A 19410-nucleotide genomic window follows, 5' to 3' on the forward strand; every position below is an offset into this window, starting at 1 on the left:
GTCAGCTCGGCAACTGTGCCTCGATCGCGGCGACCAGCTCCTCGGCCTCGGGCTCGGTCTGCGGGCGGAAGCGGCCCACGACCTCGCCTCGAGGGGAGACGAGGAACTTCTCGAAGTTCCACTGGATGTCGCCGGCTTCGCCCGCTGCGTCCGGCGTCTGGGTCAGGTCCGCGTAGAGCGCCGAGCGGCCGTCGCCGTTGACCTCGATCTTCTCGAACATCGGGAACGTGACGCCGTACGTCGAGGAGCAGAACGTGGCGATCTCGTCGGCCGTCCCGGGCTCTTGGCCCATGAACTGGTTGCACGGGAACCCCAACACGTTGAAGCCGCGGTCGCCATACGTCTTTTGAAGTCGTTCGAGGCCCTCGTACTGCGGGGTGAGGCCGCACTTCGAGGCCACGTTGACGATCAGCAGGGCCTTGCCGGCCTGGTCGTGCAAGTCGGCAGCACTGCCATCGAGGGCGCGAACGGGGTGGTCGTAGATCGCCACGGGTGTACCTCCAGGTTTCTCGGCGTCCGATCAGTATGCCGAAGGCGAGGTCACCGGCGCGATCCCCGGATCCGCCCGTCGACCACCGTCACCCCTTCGGCCCGCAATCGACGGCTCTGCTCGCGCACCAAGTGCGGCGCCAAGCGGCCTGATGCCGGCACCACGCGCCACCAGGGCAGCCCGCCGGAGCGCTCGCGGAGCAGCGCGCCGACCGCTCGTGCGTGACCGGGCCAGCCGGCTTCCATGGCGACTTCGCCGTACGTCACGAGCTCGCCCGGCTGCAGGCCCGCGATGACCGAGCGCGCGGCGGCCTCGAACGCGTCCCGGTCCCAGGCCCCCGTCAGCATCCGCCACTTGTAGCCGACGTACGCTCGCCGTGCGATGGACGACCGCCGTACGCAGGAGCTGCACGCACTGATCGATGAGTGGCCGGTCACCCACGCGGCGGTCGGGGCCGCGCGCCGCGACGCAGCGGGCCACACGAACCCGGCCGTCATCCACGGCGACGACGCCCTGGGATTCGAGTTGGCTTCGGTGACGAAGTTGCTGACCGCCACCGCCGTGCTCGTTGCCTGCGAAGAGGAGATCGTCGGCCTCGACGACGCGGTCGACGGAGTGGCCGGGGCGACCGTGCGACACCTGCTCGCCCATGCATCGGGCCTCGGCCCCGACGGTCAGGTCCTCGCCCCGCCAGGCACCCGCCGCATCTACTCCAACGCGGGGTTCGACTTGCTCGGCGAGATCGTGACCCGGGCCAGTGGTCTGCCGTTCGCCACCTATCTCACCGAGGCCGTGCTCACCCCGCTCGGCATGCACGCCACGCGCCTCGACGGATCGCCCGCGTCCGGCGCGGTGTCCACCGTTGCCGACCTCCGACGCTTCGCTGCCGAACTGCTGGCGCCTGACCTGCTCGCAACCTCCACGGTGGCCACTGCCAGCACCGTGGCGTTCCCCGGTCTGGCCGGCGTGTTGCCGGGCTATGGGCGCCAAGCACCCAACGACTGGGGGCTGGGGTTCGAGCTGCGCGCCACGAAGTCACCCCACTGGACCGGCGAGCGGAACTCGCCGGCCACGTTCGGCCACTTCGGCCGAGCGGGCACCTTCTTGTGGGTGGACCCCGTGGCTGGTGTCGCGCTGGTCTGCCTCACCGACCGGCCGTTCGGTGCGCGGGCGCTCCCCCGGTGGCCGGCCCTGTCCGACGCGGTCCTCGCGGCCGGCTGAGGTCGCTCAGAGCTGCTCGGGCGAGACCGCGAACAGCCCCTCGGCGCCCGCGGTGGCCGGCGCCGCCAAGCCGTGCACCGCCGGGAGCAGGTGGTCGGCGAAGAACCTGGCGGTGTCGACTTTGGCGGCGAGGAACCCCGCGTCGTGCGATGATCCGCCTGCGTCGAGCAGGCTCCGGGCGGCCGCGGCGGACCGGCCGAGCAACCACCCGCCGACCGTGAGGGAGAGCATCCGCAAGTACGGCGCGGCGCCAGCCAGCAGGTCGTTGACGTCGGCGACACCGTGCTCCAACAGCCAAGCGGTGGTCTGCTCGACCGTGTCGACTGCCTCGGCGAGGCGGCCACCGATCGCCGCGAGGGCGTCGTCGCCCGAACCGGTGAGCTCCGCGGCCGTGGCCCGCATCCGTGCGACCTGGTCGGCCACCACGCCGCCGGCCCGCATCGGCAGCTTGCGCCCGACGAGATCGATGGCCTGGATGCCGTTCGTGCCTTCGTAGATCTGCGTGATCCGCACGTCCCGCAAGTACTGGGCGACACCGGTCTCCTCGATGAAGCCCATGCCGCCGTAGATCTGGATGGTGAGGTTGGCGACGTCGACGCCGACGTCGGTGCCCCAGGCCTTGACCAAGGGGGTGAGCAGCTCGACCAGTTCGCCGGCTCCTTCGCGACGGGAGGCGTCGGGGTGATGCCGCCACAAGTCGATGTGCTCCGCCTCGAGGTAAGCCATGGCCCGCAACGCCTCCACCGACGCCTTCTGGGTCAAGAGCATGCGACGGACATCGGGGTGCTCGACGATCAGCGAGCGCGTGCCGGGCTCGGCCCCCACGGCCCGACCTTGCTGGCGTTCCTGCGCGTACCGCCGCGCGTCCTGGTACGCACGTTCCGCCACGCCGAGCCCCTCGATGCCCACGCCGAGGCGGGCGTTGTTCATCATCGTGAACATGTATCGCATGCCGGCGTGCTCCTCGCCGACGAGGTAGCCCACGGCACCGTCGGAGTTGTCGCCGTACGCCAGCACACAGGTGGGGCTGGCCTTGATGCCCATCTTGTGCTCGATGCTGACCACGTGGACGTCGTTGCGCTCGCCGAGCGAGCCATCGTCGCCCACCAGGAACTTCGGCACGATGAACAGCGAGATCCCCTTGGTGCCCGGCGGGGCGTCGGGTGTGCGGGCCAGCACGAGGTGGATGATCTGCGGCGCCAGGTCGTGCTCGCCGAACGTGATGAAGATCTTCTGGCCCGTGATGCGGTACGTGCCGTCGCCCTGGCGGACGGCCTTGGTGCGCAGCGCGCCGACGTCGGAGCCGGCCTCGGGCTCGGTGAGGTTCATGGTGCCGGTCCACTCGCCGCTGACCATCTTCGGCAGGAACACCTGCTGTTGCGTCTCCGAGCCGTGGGCGACCAACGCCTCGATGGCGCCCTGGGTGAGCAGCGGCGCCATCGCGAACGCCATGTTGGCGCTGTTGAGCAGCTCCTGGAGCACGATGCCGACCAGGTGCGGGAACCCGCCGCCGCCATAGCCGGGGTCGAACGAGACGCCACCCCACCCCGCCGCGACGTACTGGTCGTACGCGGTCTTGAACGACTCGGGGGTGCGCACTTCGTCGCCCTCGAGGATGCTCCCCTCGAGATCACCGGTTCGGTTGGTGGGAGCGATGACCTCGCTCACGAAGCGGCCGTATTCCTCGATCACGCCTTGCACGCTCGCGGGATCGGCGTGGGTGAACGGTTCGAGCTTCGACAGCGCTTCGAGATCGACGATCTGGTCGAGGAGAAAGTCGATGTCCTGCAACGGGGGAAGGTAGTCGGACATGCGCCCCAGCGTATGCATGCACCGGCACGCCCGTTTCAGGGGCGCCGGCGCGCCCCGTCACGGCCGGTCAATCGGCGAAGGGGTCGCAGAGGCGGCAGGCGCCGAGCTGCTCACCATCGGTGATCCGCCGGATCCCGGTCTTGCCGGCCACGACCACGCAATCAGGTCGGTGGGCGACCGTGCCACGGTTGGTGGCCACCAACACCCGCGGCGCGGCGGCCGCCCGGGCTGACTCGCCGGCGACGGGCTCGCCCTCCGACCGGTCCCCGCCCGGCACCGCCGGGGCAGCCACCGGGGCTTCCTCGCCCACAACGAGATCACGGCCCGCCACGGCGCCGACGCCGCGCGCCGCGCCGTTCGTGCGGTCATGGGCAGGCGTCGCCATGGAGCGAAGCGTGGTCTCCAGCCGATCGATGGCGTCGATCACGCGGCTGGCCTGGCGCCGCTGCTCACGCACCGCCTCGGTCATCCAGTGGGCGAAGTAGAAGAAGCCGCCGGCGAACACCAGCGCCAACCCGAGCAGGCCGCCGGAGATCAGGTACGGGATCTGCTGGAACAGGTAAGGCGAATGGGCCGCGCCGTACCAGCCGACGAACACCAACAAGATGCCGATCGGCGCCAGGATCCCGCCGATGATCATCAACGTGCGCTCGGTGAACTTCATCCGCTTGGCTTGCGTGCGGATCTGAGCGATACCGGCCGACAAGCGCTCGAACCGCTGCGCTTGCGGTTCCTGCGCGTCGGCGCCCGCCGGTTCGATCGTCGGGTCGGGCACGGCGACGGTCATCAGCTGGTACCTCCAGGTGGTGCGTCGAGATGTTCGGGGCACGCCCCGCCGGCGGCCGCCAGCGTGCGGTCAGCGAGGCGTGTCGCGCCGAACCAGGCCGCCGCGCCGATCAGCAACAGCAACAGGATCGAAGCCGCCACCGCCAGCGGGTTGGTGCCGAAGGAGATGAGGCTGGTTGGCCCGGCCTGCACCGGCGAGGGCTTGGCGAGCGTCGGAGCCGGCGTCGTGAACTGGCCGCCGTCCCCTGCCAGGTCGGGCGACGGTTCGCCGGGTGTGCCGAGATCGGATGACGGGAGCTCGCCACCGCCGGAGCCCCCCGTGGACGACGCGAGCGGGCCGAGCTCGAACGCAGGCGTGGCGATGGTGGACACGTCGCCGAGGCCGAGCGCCACGTTGAAGATGTGGTGGGCCTTGACCATCTCGACCAGCGCTTGCGGCGACGTGTTCAGCGGGACGCCGGGGATGGGGTCCGACGGCAGCTGCTCGCTCGGGATGAGCGCCAGCAGCTGCGACATCACCGGAGTCTTGTGCCCGTCGTAGTCGAGCGTCACCGACAGGCCGTCCGCCAACCGCTCCCCCTGTGCGCCGTCGATGGTCTCGACCGGCTTGGTGAGCGTGATCGTGATCCCGCCGGTGGCCAGGAGGTCGGTGAGCTTCTGGGCTCCGCCGCCCACGGTGCCGAGCAACTTGTTCAGCCCGCTGACCACGGGCGCCAGCTTCGGTGACAGACCGCTCAAGTCGAGCTTGCCGGCGCCGAGCTGGTCGAGCAGTGGCCCGAGGGGGTTCGACGCCGCGGTGGTTGGCGTCTCGGCAGGCTGCGACGCGAGATGCACGCCGGTGCCGTCGAGCGTGGCCGGCAGGCCGAGGAACTTCACGCCCGACGCGGAGCTGGTGCCCGCTGTGGCCGCCTTGTTGCCGTCGCTGGTGGCGACCAGGTCGGTGACCAGTGCGTCGATGTGCACCAGGCCGCCGAGGATGTCGACGCCGTGCAGCTCGACCCGGGCTCGGCTGACCGCGTGCCCATCCTCGATGCCGCTGACCGAGTGCGACACCATCGCACCGACGCTGATGAGGCCGGGAACGGTCAGCGCACCGTGATCGGCGAGACTCTGCGCGCTGCCCGCGTCGGTGCTCGACGCCATGCGCGCCGTACCGTCGGTCTGCTCGGCGGTGGTCGGGCCAGACGGGTAGAAGGCCTGGGTGCGGATCGGGTAGCCGGGGATCGGCACGTCGTACCCGGCTTCGGCCACGACCGGCCCGAGATCCGACAGCAGCGCGCCGGGATACAGGACGCTCGCCAGCGCGTAGCCGCTCGGCCCGTTGCTGAAGTTGGTCGACGCCTCGGGCAGGCTGACGCCGAGGATCGGCGAGGGCGTGCCCGGGATGAGGCCGGGGCTGTCGTAGCTGAAGGCCACGCCGGCAGCCCTCGACTTCACGATGTAGCCCCCGAGGTCCGGCGTGGTGCCGGTGGCGTCCGCAGCGCCACCTGACCCGCCCGACCCGCCAGGGTCGGTCTGCGCGCCCGCGCTGCTACCGGCCACGGTGGCACCGATCAGCAGGGCGGCGCCCAGCGCCGTGAGCAAGCGACCGGCCCGGCGGCGGGAACGACCTTCACGCCGGCGCATGGACCGGCCCTTCCACGATCGGCTCCCCCGCTCCCGGGAGGTCGCCAGCGGGCAGCGTGGCCGTGGGCTGCGACGACGACGATCCGGCAGTGGCGTTCCGTCGCCCGCCGTGGGCCCACTCGAAGAACAGACCGGCGAGCCCGTTGGGTTGGCGGCCGAGCGCAATGGCGCCGAAGGCGATCACGGCGAACGGCAGAGCCTGGTAGTCGGGATAGCGGCTGGCGATGAACGGCAGCAGCGCGAACAGCGATCCGCCGAGCAGCGCTCCGGTCACGGTGGTGACGCCGCCGACCATCGCGAACAACAGCAACACGATGTTGTTGATCGGGTCGAACTGGATGCTGCCCGCGGTGGCCCCGAGCCCGCCGTACAGCGAGCCGGCCACCCCCGCGACGAACGCCGACACGGTGAAGACGGCGAGTTGGGTGCGGCGCGTGTCGAGGCCGAGGGTGGCGCACGCGGCCTTGCTGTCGCGCACGGCGGCGAGGCGTCGGCCGAACGGACTTCGACGTATCGCCAACACCCCGATGGCGAACACCACGAAGACGACCCCGGCGAGGACGAAGAACGCCTTGTCGCCCGAACAATCGATCCCGAACAACTGCAGTCGGCCGACGGCGACGTCGTGCTTGCCGAAGATGTGCGGGTTGTCGAGCAGCAAGTCGCGTGACACCACCGCGAAGCCGAACGTGACGAGCGCGAGGTACAGCCCCTGCAGCCGCATGGCCGGCAGCGCGACCAGCACACCGAGCGGCACCGCGACGAGGCCGGCGAGGAGCATGCCCCAGATGCTGTTGCCGCCGAAGTACGTGCCCATCGCCCACGCACCGATGGCCATGAACACGTACTGGCACAACGAGATCTGGCCGCTGAAACCGGTGAGCAGCACGAGTGAGAGCAACAAGGTGGCGAAGATCAGACCGCGGGTCATGTCGGTGAGGTGCTCGGCCGGCACGACCCGACTCAGCAGCACGACGAGACAGATGAACACGACACCGCTGACGGCCGAACGGCGCAGGCCGGGCACGTTCGGGGAGCGGACGCCGACGACGCGGCCGACGGTCAGCCGCGCGGCGGGCACCAACAGCAACGCGAAGAACAAGAACACGCCCGGCAGCGCGTTGCGAAACGAGCTCCACACCTGTCCTTGCGGCAGCGCGAAGAACGCGTGGTTGCGCAAGAGCCCGAGGGCGATGGCACCTGCGAACGTGAGCGGGATGCTCTTGAGCTTGCCGACCACCGCCGCGCCATACGCACCCGCCACGAAGAAGGTGAGGTTGACCGGATCGAGGTTCGTACCGCTCGCCAACAGCACACCGGCCACCGCAGCCAGCACCGAGCCCAACATCCAGCTGAAGCGGGCGATCGTGACCGGTCGAGCGCCGTTGAGCGCAGCGAGATTCGGGTTGTCGACGACCGCCCGCATCGCGACGCCGGTGCGGCTCCGGTAAAGGAGGGAGCGCAACCCGAGCGCGACCACCACGGCCAACACCAGCGCCGCCACGTTGTCGTACGTGGGGTGGGCCTTCCAGATCGTCAAGATGTGGTTGTCACCCAGCAGGGGTGACAGCACGGCTGCCGTCCGGGGCGGCCAGGCCTGCTGCGCGATGCCGATGAGCATCACCGTGAGGGCGATGGTCACGACGATCGAGGTCTGGATCGACGAATCGGCGAACGACCGCATGACGCGTTCGAGCACAAGGCCGAGCAGCGGCGCCAGCACGAACACGACGATGAGGAGGGCCGGAACCGTCGGCAGGCCGTGCTGCACCGTCAGCGAGTAATACGCGTAGCCCGCTGCCATCCCCACCGCGCCGTGGGCGAAGTTGAACACGCCCGTCGTGGCGTACGTGAGCACCAGCCCGCTGGCCGCGATCGCGTACACGCACCCTTCGGCCACGCCGATGACCGTGAAGTTGAACAGCTGCCCCATGTCGGGCGCCGTCCAGAAGATGCGGACGAGGTACGCCACCAGCACCACCGCGCCGATGACTTGGGCCCGGGTGCGGGGCACGAAGCGGCTCATCCGTTGGCGAACCCGCTCGCCGGATAGAGATGGACCCACTTGCCGTTCTTGACACCCACGACGGCGAACGCCTGGCTGGTCGTCTTGTTCGCGGGGTCGCGGTCCGTGAGGATGCCGCCGGCCGTGTAGTGGTGGATGCCCTTCAGCGCGTTGGTGACCTTGGCACGAGTCGGCGCGCCACCGGCTGCCTTCAGGCCTTGCACGCACAGTTCGGCAGCAGTCCAGCCCATGAGCGCGAAGAAGTCGGCGTCGCGGCCGGGTGCGCTGCGGGCGTACCACTGGGCGAAGGTCTGCGTCGCCGCGGTGCCACCTTCGATGATGTCGTAGTTGATGCCGATGATGGTGCCGTTGGCCGCGTCGCCGGCGAGCTTCAGGAACTGCTGACCGTACGCCTGCGCGCCGTAGAACGGGACTTTGAGCTGCTTGACGAACGTGGGGTTGGCTTGGACCGCTCGAGCGAGCTTCGCCATGCCGTTGACCTCGAGCGTCGTGATCAGCGCATCGGCGCCGCCGCTCTGCATCTTGGACACGTAGCCGGTGTAGTTGGTCTCCGTGATCGGCGCTTCGAGGGTCATCGTCTGCAACCCCGCGGCCTGCGCGTCGTTGATGTACCCGATCGATCGCTCACGGGCGTCGTTCTGGGCCGGCGTCATGACCGCCACTTTCGTGATGTGATACGTCGACTTCAGGTAGCGCCACATGGCGACCGTGCCGTTGGAGTGCGAGGCGACGTTGACCGGGTTCGGTGAGAACCCGTTGGACATCGTGGCCGACGCGTCGCCGATGGTGAGCGCGCACACCGGGATGTCGGTACCGCCGAGCACGCTGGCGGAGCCGTTGTCGACCACGGTCGTGTTGCCGGCGAAGCCGAACACCTGGCCCATGAGCTGCTGCGCCGCGGCACGGTTGGTGGCCGTGTCGAGGCGATCGTCCGCGGTCACCAGCGAGAGCTTGCGACCACAGACCCCGCCTTGCGTGGCGTTGATGTAGTCGAAGTACGCCTTGGCGCCGGCCCGACCGGTCTGGCCGAAGTCGGGAACCGGCCCGGTGATCGTCGAGATGTTGCCGAACTTGATCTCGGTGTCGGACAGCCCCGGCGCCTTGGTGCCGGCGACGGCCGAGCAGCCGGACCCCCCGCTCTGGGCGGCGCTCGGCCCGCCGGTTCCGCCACCTGATCCACTGGACCCACCAGACCCACCGGACCCACCGGTCGCGCCCGAGGTGGAGCCCTGCGCACCGGTGGCGACCGTGGCGGTGGGGCCACCGGCACCTGAGTCCGTCGCGCCTGCGGTGGACTGGGCGGCACCGCCGCCTCCACCGCCCCCGCCCCCGATCGCGGCGCGCGTCTGGGCCTTGTCCAAGCGGGCTCCACAGCCTGCTGTGGCGACGAGGACCAGCGCGGCGACGAGTGCGAGGAGCGCGTACCTCCGCGATGCGCGACCCAACGCGTTCCTCCCCGAAAGCTGACTCTGGTATCTGACCCCCTGTCAGATATCGTCTTTCACAATTCGACGCAAGACGGGCAGGCACCTTCCACGCCGGCGCCGAACTGCGAGTGAACCACCTGTCACCACCCACCACTGCCGGCCACCCCGGGGGGAGCCGATGTCCGCGCTGCTCGAAGTTCGCTCGATCAACGTGCACTTCGGCGGGAACTACGCCGTCCGCGATGTCGACCTCGCCGTTGACGCGGGATCGATCGTGGGCCTCATCGGGCCCAACGGCGCCGGCAAGACCACCACGTTCAACGTGATCACCGGCTTGCAGGATGCCTCCAGCGGTCACGTCGCGTTCGACGGGCAAGATCTCACCAACCTCCCGACCCATCAGCGGGCGCGGCGCGGGATCGCCCGCACGTTCCAACGGCTCGAGCTGTTCGGCTCAATGACGGCGTTGGAAAACGTCCAGACCGCCGCGGAGATCCACCGCACGTGGTCCCGCGATCGCACCGAGCCCCGCGACGCCGCGCTCGCGGCGCTCACCCGCGTCGGCCTGCACGCGCAAGCCGATCAGCGCGTCGACGCCATGCCCACCGGCCAGGCACGGCTCGTGGAGCTCGCCCGCGCCCTCGCCACCCAGCCCCGCCTGCTGCTGCTCGACGAACCGGCTTCCGGCCAAGACGAAGCCGAGACGGAGTCGTTCGGCGAGCTGCTCGGCGAGCTGGCGGCCGAAGGCATGGCGATCCTGCTGGTGGAGCACGACGTGCCGCTGGTGATGCGCGTGTGCGCGCAGGTCTACGTCCTGGACTACGGCGCCATCCTCGCGAGCGGCACGCCCGAGGAGGTCCAGCGCAACCCAGCTGTGCTCGACGCGTACCTCGGCGCCGCGGTCGAGGATTCGTCGCTCCGGCGGACCGAGGAAGCCCGAGCGCACGAGCTGACGGGCCCGCAGCCATGACGGCCACCCCAGCCCTCGAGCTGAAAGGCATCCGGGCCCGGTACGGGTCGATCGAGGTGCTCCACGGTGTCGACCTCGTCGTCCCGGCCGGCTGCGTGGTGGCGTTGTTGGGACCCAACGGAGGCGGCAAGTCCACGACCTTGAAGGTCGTCAGCGGTGAGATCAAGGCCACCGACGGGTGCGTCCACGTCGCGGGCCGCCACGTGAACGGCGCAGGCGCGGCCGAGCTGGTGCGGGCCGGAGTGTGCACGATCCCCGAAGGCCGCGGCATCTTCCCGAACTTGACCGTGCGCGAGAACCTCCACATGGCGACGTACGCCGGGCGGGGGCTCGCCGAAGTCGAGAGCAGCGCGTACGACCAGTTCCCGCGGCTGAGCGAACGCCGCAGCCAACTCGCCGGGACGCTCTCGGGCGGCGAGCAGCAGATGCTCGCGCTGGCCAGGGCACTGAGCACCAACCCGTCGCTGCTGCTGCTCGACGAGCTGTCGATGGGCTTGGCGCCGTTGATCGTGGCCGAGCTCTACGAGCGGGTGGCCGAGGTCGCCCGCCAAGGCGTGTCGATCCTGGTGGTCGAGCAGTTCGCCCGCACCGTCCTCGGCGTGGCCGACTACGCCGCGATCATGCTGCACGGCCGGATCGTCGACGTTGGCCAGCCCGCCGACCTCGAAGAAGGCCTGTCGTCCGCCTACCTCGGCTCGACGACCTGAGTCACACCAGCACCAGGGCCGGTCCGCCCTCCGGTGCGATCGACGCCGCGCGCCGCTACCGTCGCGGGCGATGACTGATCGCAAGACCTTTGACGACGCCGAGCTGCGCGAGCGGCTGACCGCACTTCAGTACGAAGTCACCCAACGGGCCGGCACCGAGCAGGCGTTCACCGGCGAGTACTGGGACAACCACGATCAGGGCGAGTACCGCTGCATCGTGTGCGACACGCCGTTGTTCCGCTCCGACGCCAAGTTCGAGTCGGGCAGCGGTTGGCCCAGCTTCTTCGAGGCCCTCGACCCCGAGCGGGTCGAGATGGTCGAGGACCGCTCGCACGGCATGGTTCGCACCGAAGTGCGCTGCGCCACCTGCGGCGCCCACCTCGGCCACCGTTTCCCCGACGGCCCAACGCCAACCGGTCAGCGCTACTGCATGAACTCGGCCAGCCTCTGCTTCATCGGCGACGACAGCTGACCGTCCCGACGGCCTGCTCGCCGCGCGCCGGGAGAACCGACGCCTCAGGCGCCGACCGGACCGGCACATCGCGCTCGGGGCGGTCGGTAGGGTCACGGCATGGCTGACCGTACCGACGGGGGGTTCCTCGGCGACGCCCGGCGGGCGGGGCGGCGGGCGCTGCTGCACACCCGCAACCGGCTGCGCCCCACACCGCCCGACCCCGCCGCTTGGCACGCAGGCTTGTCGGACCGCGCGTTCGTCGACATGGCCTACCAACGGATCCTCCAGCGCCCCGTCGACGAAGGCGGCCGCGCTTCATGGCTCCAACAGCTCTCCGACGGTCGCACCCGCGCCGAGGTGGAGGCGCTGCTCGAGCACTCGACCGAGGCGGTCGACGGCGCCCGCGCCCGAGCCGCGCTCGAGGCGTTCCACAGCGGTCGCGTCACGTGGATGCGCAGCCTCCCCCCGGCGAAGCGCATCCTGGACCTCGGCGGCACCGCGCTCGGATCCGACCACGGCGCGCTGCAGGTGATGGGCTACCCGTACGACTTCGCCGAGCTGACGATCATCGAGCTTCCCGTCGATGCACGCCACGAGCTGTACCAGGTGCCGGAAATGAAGTCCGTCGACTCGCCACACGGTCCGGTCCACTACCGGTACCAGTCGATGACCGAGCTGTCGAACCTCGCCGACGGCTCCTACGACCTCATCTGTTCAGGCCAGACGTTCGAGCACATCACCGCGGAGGAAGGCCGCGGGCTGCTGCACGACGTTCGTCGGCTGCTCGCACCGGGCGGCTTCCTCGCGCTCGACACACCAAACCGGGCGATCACCGAGATCGAGTGCCGGCAGACCGGACTTCCGTTCATCAACCCCGATCACAAGATCGAGTACACCCACAGCCAGATGCTCGAGCGGTTCGCCGAGGCGGGCCTCGAAGTCGTCCGCTCGCACGGCATCGGCTACATGCCCACCACCGCGACCACCGGCGCGTTCGTCCGCGACGAGCTCATCGAGCATCCCACCCTCTACGCCGACATCGAGCGCTGCTACACGCTCGCGTATCTCGTACAGGCCAAGCCGGCGACGCAGTGACCCAGGCAACCGAGCTCACGTCGCCGCTCGTGACCGACGGCTTCTTCGCCGGCGACCCGTGGCCGCTGCTCGCCCGCCTCCGGCACGACGCACCGCTCGCGTACAACGACGAGATCGGCGCCTGGTTCGCGTCGACCCACGCCGACGTGCACGCCGCGAGCGTCGACAACGCCACGTTCTGCTCCGGCAAAGGCATCCTCACGTTCGAGATCGGCGTCGAATATCCGACGCCGCCGACGATGATGCACACCGACCCGCCCGAGCACACCCGCTATCGCAAGCTGGTGCAGCCGGCCTTCGGTCCGCGCCAGATGCGCGCCCTCGAGCCGGTGATCCGTGCTCGCACCCGTCGGCTGCTCGACGCGCTCCCCTCCGACGAGCCGGTCGACATCGTGCCCGGTCTGGCCGAACCGCTCCCCCTGCAAGTGATCGGGCTCATCTTGGGCGTCGACGAGGCCGACCACGACCGCTTTCTCGAGTGGTCGGAGGCCGCGATCCCCGGGGCCGCGCCCCTCGAGCCCACCGAGCAACAGCGTCGCATGGCGGCGATGCACGATTACCTCCTCGAGGTCGCCCGCGACCGCCGGGCCAATCCCCGCGACGACGTCATCACTGCGCTCGCCACCGCGGAGATCGACGCCGACCGCCTGTCTGACGCCGAGCTCGAGATGTTCCTGGTGCAGCTGCTTGTGGCCGGCAACGAGACCACCCGCCACGCGATCTCGGGCGGGCTGCGGGCACTCGCCGAACGTCCCGATCAGTGGGCGGCGCTTCGTGAGGACCCCAGCCGCATACCCACCGCCTTCGAAGAAGTTCTGCGCTGGACCACGCCGGTCATCTACTTCATGCGGACCGCCACCCGCCACACCGAGCTCAGCGGCACGCCGATCCGCGCCGGCGACCCGGTCGTGCTGTTGTACGCGTCGGCCAACCGCGACGAAACCGTGTTCGGCGCCGACGCTGGTGAGTTCCGCAGCGACCGCACGCCGAACCCGCACCTCGCCTTCGGCTTCGGCGCGCACTTCTGCCTCGGCGCGGCACTGGCGCGTCTCGAAGGGCGCGTGCTGCTCGAGGAGATGGTCGACCGCTACGCCACGCTCGAGCCCGTCGGCGACGTCGCCCGCACGCAGAGCCTGGTGATCGCCGGCATCAGCGCCGCCACCGTCACCCTCCGCCCCGCCTGACCTCCCGAGCTGTGAGCAGCCAGCCACCTCCCAGGTGGCCAAGTGCTCACAGCAGCGGGGTCGGGCGCACCCCAACCTCGAGCTGTGAGCAGCCAGCCACCTCCCAGGTGGCCAAGTGCTCACAGCAGCGGGTGGTCAGATGGCGATGAGCTCGAAGGCGACGGCGTGCTCGACGCCGGCGCGCGCGCCGGCCGTGCTCGCCATCGCGCGCAGGAACTCGTCGGGGTCGATCGTGTTGTCCCCCAGACCGGCCAAGTAGGCGGCGTGGGCGCGCAGCGACGCCACTCCCCGATCGAGGTGACCGGTGATGTCGACCGCGTGACGCGCGTCGGCTGACCCGCTGACCGCCACCCACTGCACACCCGTCCACGGTTCCAGCCCCTCTTCGAGGAGATCGGTGAAGATCCAGCGGTTGCCGGCGTCGCGGGCACCGTCGAGCACGGCCAGCCACACGTTGCGGTGGTCGGCCATGTTCAGCCGGGGGAGCTCCGTGCCCGCACCCCACAGCAGCCCGCCGTTGATCGTGACCACGAGCTCCGGGCGGTGGCGGCGGATCGCTGCCGCGATGTCGTGGCGCAAGGCCAAGCCGTATTCGACGACGCCATCGGTGTGGCCCATGAACTCGACGTCGGCGACACCCACCTGCGCCGCGCCCGCACGCTCCTCGCCCTCGCGCAACGGGCCGCACTCGTCAGGGGTCATCCCGTCGATGCCAGCCTCGCCGGACGTCACGAGCGCGTAGCGCACCTGTTTGCCCTCGCCGGTCCAGCGGGCGACGGCCGACGCCGCGCCGTACTCCAGATCGTCGGGGTGGGCCACGACGCACAGCACCGACGTGAAGTCGTCGGGCATGGGGATCAGCGGGCGATCAACCGAGGTGAGGTCCGTCATGGCGACACCCTCGCGCGCCGCGGCGCCCCCCATTGGCCTTCGCTCACCATTGGCCTTCGCTCACTCCAACAAGCCCCGGAACGAGCGCACGAGCACGGCGAGGCCGTCGAGCCCCGAGCTGCGGTCGGCTTCGACCTCGCGACGCACGCGGGTGAGGTGCGCGAGCCGATCGCCGTTCGCGCGCACCCACGCAGCGACCGCGTCGCCGACCGCCTCGCCAGGAGCGGCGTCGAGCGCCCGGGTGGTGACTGCGTCGCGGACCCGTGCCGCGTCGGCCAGCAGCACGGCCCGGAAGCTGTGCGACCACCGGCCATCCACTTGCGTGCGGTTCAACCGGTCGCGCAGCCGGGCGAGCCCGAGGTGGTTGGTGACTTCGGTGAAGGCGTCGGCGATCTCCGTGGCGGATCGGCCCGTGTGGTCGGCCAGCGCGGCAACGGACGGCACCCACTCGAGGTCGGCGGGATCGTTGGCCGTCATCGCCAGCTCGGCTGCGACCGCAGCGTCGCGCCCAACGACTCCGGCGATGTCGGCGGTGGATCCGGTCAACAAGTACCGACGCGTCAGGGTCGCGAACAGGTCGGCGAGCGAGCGGCCGGCGTCCAGCGGCGACTTGCCCCCCGTGAGCGACGACGCGACTTGCCCTACTTGCAGGGCGGTCCACGCAGCTGCGACCACCTCGGCCAGTCCAGCACCTGTCTCGTCGGCCAGGCGGTGGACAGTGGCGATGCCGCAACGGTCGACGACTTCGTTGACCACGACGGTGGCGACCAGCTCGCGCCGCAAGCGGTGCTGGTCGAGATGCCGATCGAAGCGGCGGACGACAGCAGGCGGGAAGTACGACTCCAACGCCGCGCGCAGCGCCGGGTCGTCGGGCAGTCGCGAGGCCAACACGGCGGCGCGCAGCATGCGTTTGGTGGCCGCGAGCAGCACGCCGAGCTCGGGTCGGGTGAGCCCAGCCCCGGCTTCGTGTCGGGCGATGAGGTCGTCGTGCGCGGGCAGGGCGTCTTCGTGAAGGTCGAGCAGGTCTCGTTGGACGAGGTCGTCGAGCAGGGTCGTGTACGCGTCGAATGCCTCGGCGGACTCCGCCTGCGCAATGGTGAGCGCATCGCACTGGCGCCCGGTCGCATCCAACACGTCGGCGACCACGTCGTCGGTCACTTCGTGCAGGACCGAAACTCGGCCCGCGTCGTCGAGCTCGCCTGCGTCGACCGCGACGCCCAGGAGGATCTTCAGGTTGACTTCGTGGTCGGACGTGTCGACACCGGCGGAGTTGTCGATCGCGTCGAGGTTGATGCGCCCGCCCTTGCGGGCGTACTCGACCCGGGCGCGCGGCGTGAAGGCCAAGTTCGCGCCCTCACCGACGACCCGGGCGCGCAGCGAGGACGCCTCGACGCGCAAGTCGCTGTTCGCGCGGTCGTCGACCATGACGTCGTCCTCGTTCGACGCCCGCACGAACGTGCCGATGCCGCCGGCGAACAGCAGATCGACTGGCGCCCGCAGGATCGCCTGGATCAGTTCGGGCGGCGTGAGGTGGTCGGCCGCGGTCCGCAGCGCCTCGCGGAGCCGAGGGTGCAAGTCGATTCGCTTCGCGGTGCGAGGCCAGACGCCGCCGCCCTCGCTGATCAGCGACCGGTCATAGTCGTCCCACGACGACCCGGCCTCGTCGAAAAGGCGTCGACGCTCGGCATGGCCCATCAGCGGATCGGGGTCAGGGTCGCAGAAGATGTGCCGGTGGTCGAACGCGGCCACCAACTCGATGGCCGACGACTGCAGCATCCCGTTGCCGAACACGTCGCCCGACATGTCGCCGATGCCCACCACGCGGATCGGCTCGGACTGCACGTCGACGCCAAGGGTCTGAAAGTGCCGCTGGACCGCGACCCACGCGCCGCGTGCCGTGACCCCCAGCGCCTTGTGGTCGTAACCGTTCGACCCACCGGAAGCGAACGCGTCGCCGAGCCAGAAGCCTCGCTCGAGCGCGAGCCCGTTGGCGACGTCGGAGAACGCGGCGGTCCCCTTGTCGGCAGCGACGACGAGGTAGGGGTCGTCTCCGTCGTGGCGGCCTTCCACCGCTTCGACCGACCCGACGCGAAGGTTGTCGGTGACGTCGAGCAGTCCGGAGATGAACTGCTCGTAGCCCTCCTGCACTTGCACCGGCCGGCGCAACACGAACCCGCCCTTGGCGCCGGTCGGCACGATCAAGGCGTTCTTCATCACTTGCGTGTGCGCCAAGTCGAGGATCTCGGTGCGGTAGTCGTCGACCCGCTCGCTCCATCGAATCCCGCCGCGGGCGACCTCTCCGAAGCGCAAGTGGATGCCCTCCACCGCGAGACCGTGCACGAACACCTCTCGATACGGAGTGGGCGTCGGCATGTCGGGCACGGCTGCCGAGTCGAGTTTGAGGGCCAGCGGACCTGAGGTCCGGCCGAGCACGTTGGTCCGCAAGGTGGCGTCGATCGTGCCGAGTACGCCGCGCAGGATCCGGTCGTCGTCGAGCCGGGCGAGATCATCACAAGCGGCAACCGCCTCGGCGTGCAGGAGCTCGGCCTTGCTCTCGTCGCTCGACGGCGTGAAGCGCGCCTCGAAGTAGCGGACCAACAACGCCGAAAGCGCCGGGTTCCCCACCAGCACGTCGTTCACGTAGTCGGCCGAGTACCGGCCCGTGACCTGACGCCGGTAGCGGCGGTAGGCCCGCAGGATCGTGACCTGTTCGACGGCCAGCTCGGCCGCGATCACCAGCCGGTTCAACGAGTCGACTTCAGCCTCGCCGCCGAGCAGTGCCTCCATCGCCGCCGCGAGGCGCGGGCCGTCGGACACCACGTCGAGGCTGCAACCGGCGGGAAGGGAGTCGCCCAGCCGGAGCGCGAAGTCGTCAACGTGCAGATCGCCGGGCTCGAGGTCCCACGGCACGGCCTCGATCGCCCACAACCCGAGGCTCTCGAACACCGGCACGAGGCGGGACAGCTCCTCGCCATCCCCCCGGCTGTACACCCGGCAGCGGTGCGGGCCGTCCGTGCTGGGCACGAAGCGCACTTCCAGACGTCGACCGGACGCTTCGAGGTCGCGCAACGCCGCGATGTCGCGGGCGGCGACATCGGGCGCGACCACATCGCGGTACGTCTCCGGGAAGCGAGCACCGAAACGGCGGGCGAGCCGCGCTGCGTTGCCGCGATCGGGCTCCTGCGCGGCCAACTCGGCTTCGACGCGCTCCTCCCAGGTGCGGCACAAGAAGCGGATCTCATGGGCGATGTCGTCGAAGGGGCCCGGCGGCACCGGCGCGCCATCGCGGACGCGAACGAGGAAGCGCACCAGCGCTTCGGATCGGTTGCCGATCGAGAGGTCGGTGTCGACCTGATCACCATCGAGCTGCGCGAGCAGATGAGCTTCGATGCGCCGCCGCAGCGCCTGCGTGTACGTCTCGGTTGGCAGCGCCAACAAGACCGACACCGACCGGCTCGGCTCGTCGGGGCGGACCAGCACCCGGATCCGGCGGTTGCGGTCATCGCCGAGCAAAGTGCGGATCGTGGCGTCGAGCGACCCGACGTCGGCGCAGAACAGCTCGTCGCGGGGCAACACGTCGAACAGCGACATGAGGGTCTGCTCGTCGTAGCTCCCGGCCACCGCGTCGTGCCGTTCGAGGATCGCTTCGAGCTTCGTCCGCAACACGGGGATCGTGGCGGGCGGTTCACTGTCGGCCGCCCGCGTGAACACGCCGGCGACACGGAAGACCCGCGGCCGCCCGTGATCGGTGATCACCAGGTCGACGCGGTACACGGGCGTGCGGCGGTGGACCCGGCTCACCTCGGTGGTGCGCGCCACCAGCACGGGTGGTGCTTCGTCGGGCTCTGGTACGGGATGGCGGAGCGGTCCGCCGGCCTCGGCCAGCAACCCGAGCCCATGGTCGACCCGCAGGACGGCCCGGTCACCCATGTGGGCGGCTCCCTCGAGCACGAACTCGCAGCAGCCGAGCGGCACGAAGTGCTCGGACTCCAGCCAGTCGACCAACGCCGCTGCCTCGAACTCGCCGGCCTCGCGCAACGCCTGCGCAGCGGCGTCCATCGCGGCCCGGATGGCTCGATGGTCCTCGGTGGCGCGCAACACGTCGTCGAGCACCCCTTTGATGGCATCGACCACGTAGTCAGACCGCGCCGGTTCGACCACCGCATCGAGCTCCAGCTGCACGATCGACTCGCGATGCGCGGCGGCCCGCGCAGGCACGAGGTCGACGATGGCGTTGGACTCCGCGCGCACCGACCCGAGCACCGGGTGGAACAGCCGCACGACGCGATAGCCCAAGCGGAACAGCTCCTCGGACACGGAGGTCACGATGAAGCGCCGGTCGTCGGAGAGGATCTCGACGACCGAGCCCTCCGAGGTGAGCCCGTCGAGCAGCAGCGATCCCGGCTTCGACAACTCCACCAACACGTCGCCCGCCTGGCGCTGGTCGACCCGACCGAACAGCTCCGCGAGCGATCGTGCGAGCGTCTCGCCGGTGCCGTCGGTGACCACCAACTCGGCACCGCCGAGCTTGCCGAGCAGCAGCTGCGCGAAGCGGGTGGCCAGCGCTGGGTTCACACCGGTGGCCACGGAGCGCATGGCACGGACGACGCGCGACGCGGCCTTGTCGGGCGTGCGGCTCATCGGTGCGTGCGGCTCATCGGTCACCGTGGCAGTGAGGACGACGACACCGAGGTCGGGTGCACGCGGTCGATCGTAGTGAC

15 protein-coding genes are annotated in these 19410 nt (G+C 70.1%); 6 read left to right on the forward strand and 9 right to left on the reverse strand.

Annotated features, from left to right (window positions below; all coding sequences use genetic code 11):
- Position 1: 1 nt before the first annotated feature.
- Complete coding sequence (locus tag VHA73_04090; GenBank protein HVX17191.1) at positions 2–490, reverse strand: glutathione peroxidase; 489 nt, start codon at positions 488–490, stop codon at positions 2–4.
- Between the two features lie 50 nt (positions 491–540).
- Positions 541–837, reverse strand: a complete 297-nt coding sequence (locus VHA73_04095; GenBank protein ID HVX17192.1) for an MGMT family protein — start codon at positions 835–837, stop codon at positions 541–543.
- Between the two features lie 34 nt (positions 838–871).
- On the opposite strand from VHA73_04095, the gene VHA73_04100 reads away from it, so the two are divergent.
- Positions 872–1711, forward strand: coding sequence for a serine hydrolase domain-containing protein (locus VHA73_04100; protein ID HVX17193.1), 840 nt, complete (start codon positions 872–874; stop codon positions 1709–1711).
- A 6-nt stretch (positions 1712–1717) separates the two neighbouring features.
- Here the strand turns inward: VHA73_04100 and VHA73_04105 are convergent, their stop codons facing one another.
- The 5 genes from VHA73_04105 to VHA73_04125 form a co-directional block, all read right to left on the reverse strand.
- Entirely contained in the window at positions 1718–3523 is a 1806-nt protein-coding gene (locus VHA73_04105) for an acyl-CoA dehydrogenase (GenBank protein ID HVX17194.1), read from the reverse strand.
- Positions 3524–3590: 67 nt separating this feature from the next.
- On the reverse strand, positions 3591–4310 hold the full coding sequence (locus VHA73_04110; GenBank protein ID HVX17195.1) for a hypothetical protein: 720 nt from the start codon (positions 4308–4310) through the stop codon (positions 3591–3593).
- Positions 4310–5935, reverse strand: a complete 1626-nt coding sequence (locus VHA73_04115) for a choice-of-anchor P family protein (protein ID HVX17196.1) — start codon at positions 5933–5935, stop codon at positions 4310–4312. The genes VHA73_04110 and VHA73_04115 overlap by 1 nt, the downstream gene beginning before the upstream one ends.
- Positions 5922–7961 (reverse strand): ABC transporter permease, encoded by a 2040-nt coding sequence (locus VHA73_04120; protein ID HVX17197.1) that lies wholly within the window; start codon positions 7959–7961, stop codon positions 5922–5924. Before VHA73_04120 ends, VHA73_04115 begins: the two co-directional genes overlap by 14 nt.
- Positions 7958–9322 carry an ABC transporter substrate-binding protein gene (locus tag VHA73_04125; GenBank protein ID HVX17198.1) on the reverse strand — a complete coding sequence of 455 codons (1365 nt, stop codon included), beginning with the start codon at positions 9320–9322 and terminating at the stop codon, positions 7958–7960. The genes VHA73_04120 and VHA73_04125 overlap by 4 nt, the downstream gene beginning before the upstream one ends.
- 244 nt (positions 9323–9566) lie before the next feature.
- On the opposite strand from VHA73_04125, the gene VHA73_04130 reads away from it, so the two are divergent.
- From VHA73_04130 to VHA73_04150, 5 genes are all read left to right on the forward strand, one after another.
- Positions 9567–10358, forward strand: a complete 792-nt coding sequence (locus VHA73_04130) for an ABC transporter ATP-binding protein (GenBank protein HVX17199.1) — start codon at positions 9567–9569, stop codon at positions 10356–10358.
- Positions 10355–11065 carry an ABC transporter ATP-binding protein gene (locus tag VHA73_04135; protein HVX17200.1) on the forward strand — a complete coding sequence of 237 codons (711 nt, stop codon included), beginning with the start codon at positions 10355–10357 and terminating at the stop codon, positions 11063–11065. The genes VHA73_04130 and VHA73_04135 overlap by 4 nt, the downstream gene beginning before the upstream one ends.
- Positions 11066–11135: 70 nt before the next feature.
- The gene (gene msrB / locus VHA73_04140; GenBank protein HVX17201.1) at positions 11136–11537 is read left to right on the forward strand and encodes a peptide-methionine (R)-S-oxide reductase MsrB; all 402 of its coding nucleotides are present in this window, start codon (positions 11136–11138) and stop codon (positions 11535–11537) included.
- Positions 11538–11636: 99 nt separating this feature from the next.
- Positions 11637–12614: a DUF4214 domain-containing protein gene (locus VHA73_04145; GenBank protein HVX17202.1), complete on the forward strand. Its 978-nt coding sequence runs from the start codon at positions 11637–11639 to the stop codon at positions 12612–12614.
- A complete protein-coding gene (locus VHA73_04150) occupies positions 12611–13798 on the forward strand; it encodes a cytochrome P450 (GenBank protein ID HVX17203.1) in 1188 nt (395 codons plus the stop codon). Before VHA73_04145 ends, VHA73_04150 begins: the two co-directional genes overlap by 4 nt.
- A 135-nt stretch (positions 13799–13933) precedes the next feature.
- Here VHA73_04150 and VHA73_04155 read toward each other — a convergent pair whose 3' ends face one another.
- Both VHA73_04155 and VHA73_04160 read right to left on the reverse strand, forming a co-directional pair.
- Positions 13934–14689 (reverse strand): PIG-L deacetylase family protein, encoded by a 756-nt coding sequence (locus tag VHA73_04155; GenBank protein ID HVX17204.1) that lies wholly within the window; start codon positions 14687–14689, stop codon positions 13934–13936.
- Between the two features lie 60 nt (positions 14690–14749).
- A complete protein-coding gene (locus tag VHA73_04160; GenBank protein ID HVX17205.1) occupies positions 14750–19354 on the reverse strand; it encodes an NAD-glutamate dehydrogenase domain-containing protein in 4605 nt (1534 codons plus the stop codon).
- Positions 19355–19410: the final 56 nt, after the last annotated feature.

This window comes from Acidimicrobiales bacterium (genome assembly GCA_035547835.1).
Classification (GTDB): Bacteria; Actinomycetota; Acidimicrobiia; order Acidimicrobiales; family Iamiaceae; genus DASZTW01.

Excerpts from the sequence above, each read along its gene's own strand:
- VHA73_04095 (HVX17192.1), bottom strand. The coding sequence starts at position 837 with ATGCTGACGGGGGCCTGGGACCGGGACGCGTTCGAGGCCGCCGCGCGC.
- VHA73_04100 (HVX17193.1), top strand. The coding sequence starts at position 872 with ATGGACGACCGCCGTACGCAGGAGCTGCACGCACTGATCGATGAGTGG.
- VHA73_04105 (HVX17194.1), bottom strand. The coding sequence starts at position 3,523 with ATGTCCGACTACCTTCCCCCGTTGCAGGACATCGACTTTCTCCTCGAC.
- VHA73_04110 (HVX17195.1), bottom strand. The coding sequence starts at position 4,310 with ATGACCGTCGCCGTGCCCGACCCGACGATCGAACCGGCGGGCGCCGAC.
- VHA73_04115 (HVX17196.1), bottom strand. The coding sequence starts at position 5,935 with ATGCGCCGGCGTGAAGGTCGTTCCCGCCGCCGGGCCGGTCGCTTGCTC.
- VHA73_04120 (HVX17197.1), bottom strand. The coding sequence starts at position 7,961 with ATGAGCCGCTTCGTGCCCCGCACCCGGGCCCAAGTCATCGGCGCGGTG.
- VHA73_04130 (HVX17199.1), top strand. The coding sequence starts at position 9,567 with ATGTCCGCGCTGCTCGAAGTTCGCTCGATCAACGTGCACTTCGGCGGG.
- VHA73_04135 (HVX17200.1), top strand. The coding sequence starts at position 10,355 with ATGACGGCCACCCCAGCCCTCGAGCTGAAAGGCATCCGGGCCCGGTAC.
- msrB (HVX17201.1), top strand. The coding sequence starts at position 11,136 with ATGACTGATCGCAAGACCTTTGACGACGCCGAGCTGCGCGAGCGGCTG.
- VHA73_04145 (HVX17202.1), top strand. The coding sequence starts at position 11,637 with ATGGCTGACCGTACCGACGGGGGGTTCCTCGGCGACGCCCGGCGGGCG.
- VHA73_04155 (HVX17204.1), bottom strand. The coding sequence starts at position 14,689 with ATGACGGACCTCACCTCGGTTGATCGCCCGCTGATCCCCATGCCCGAC.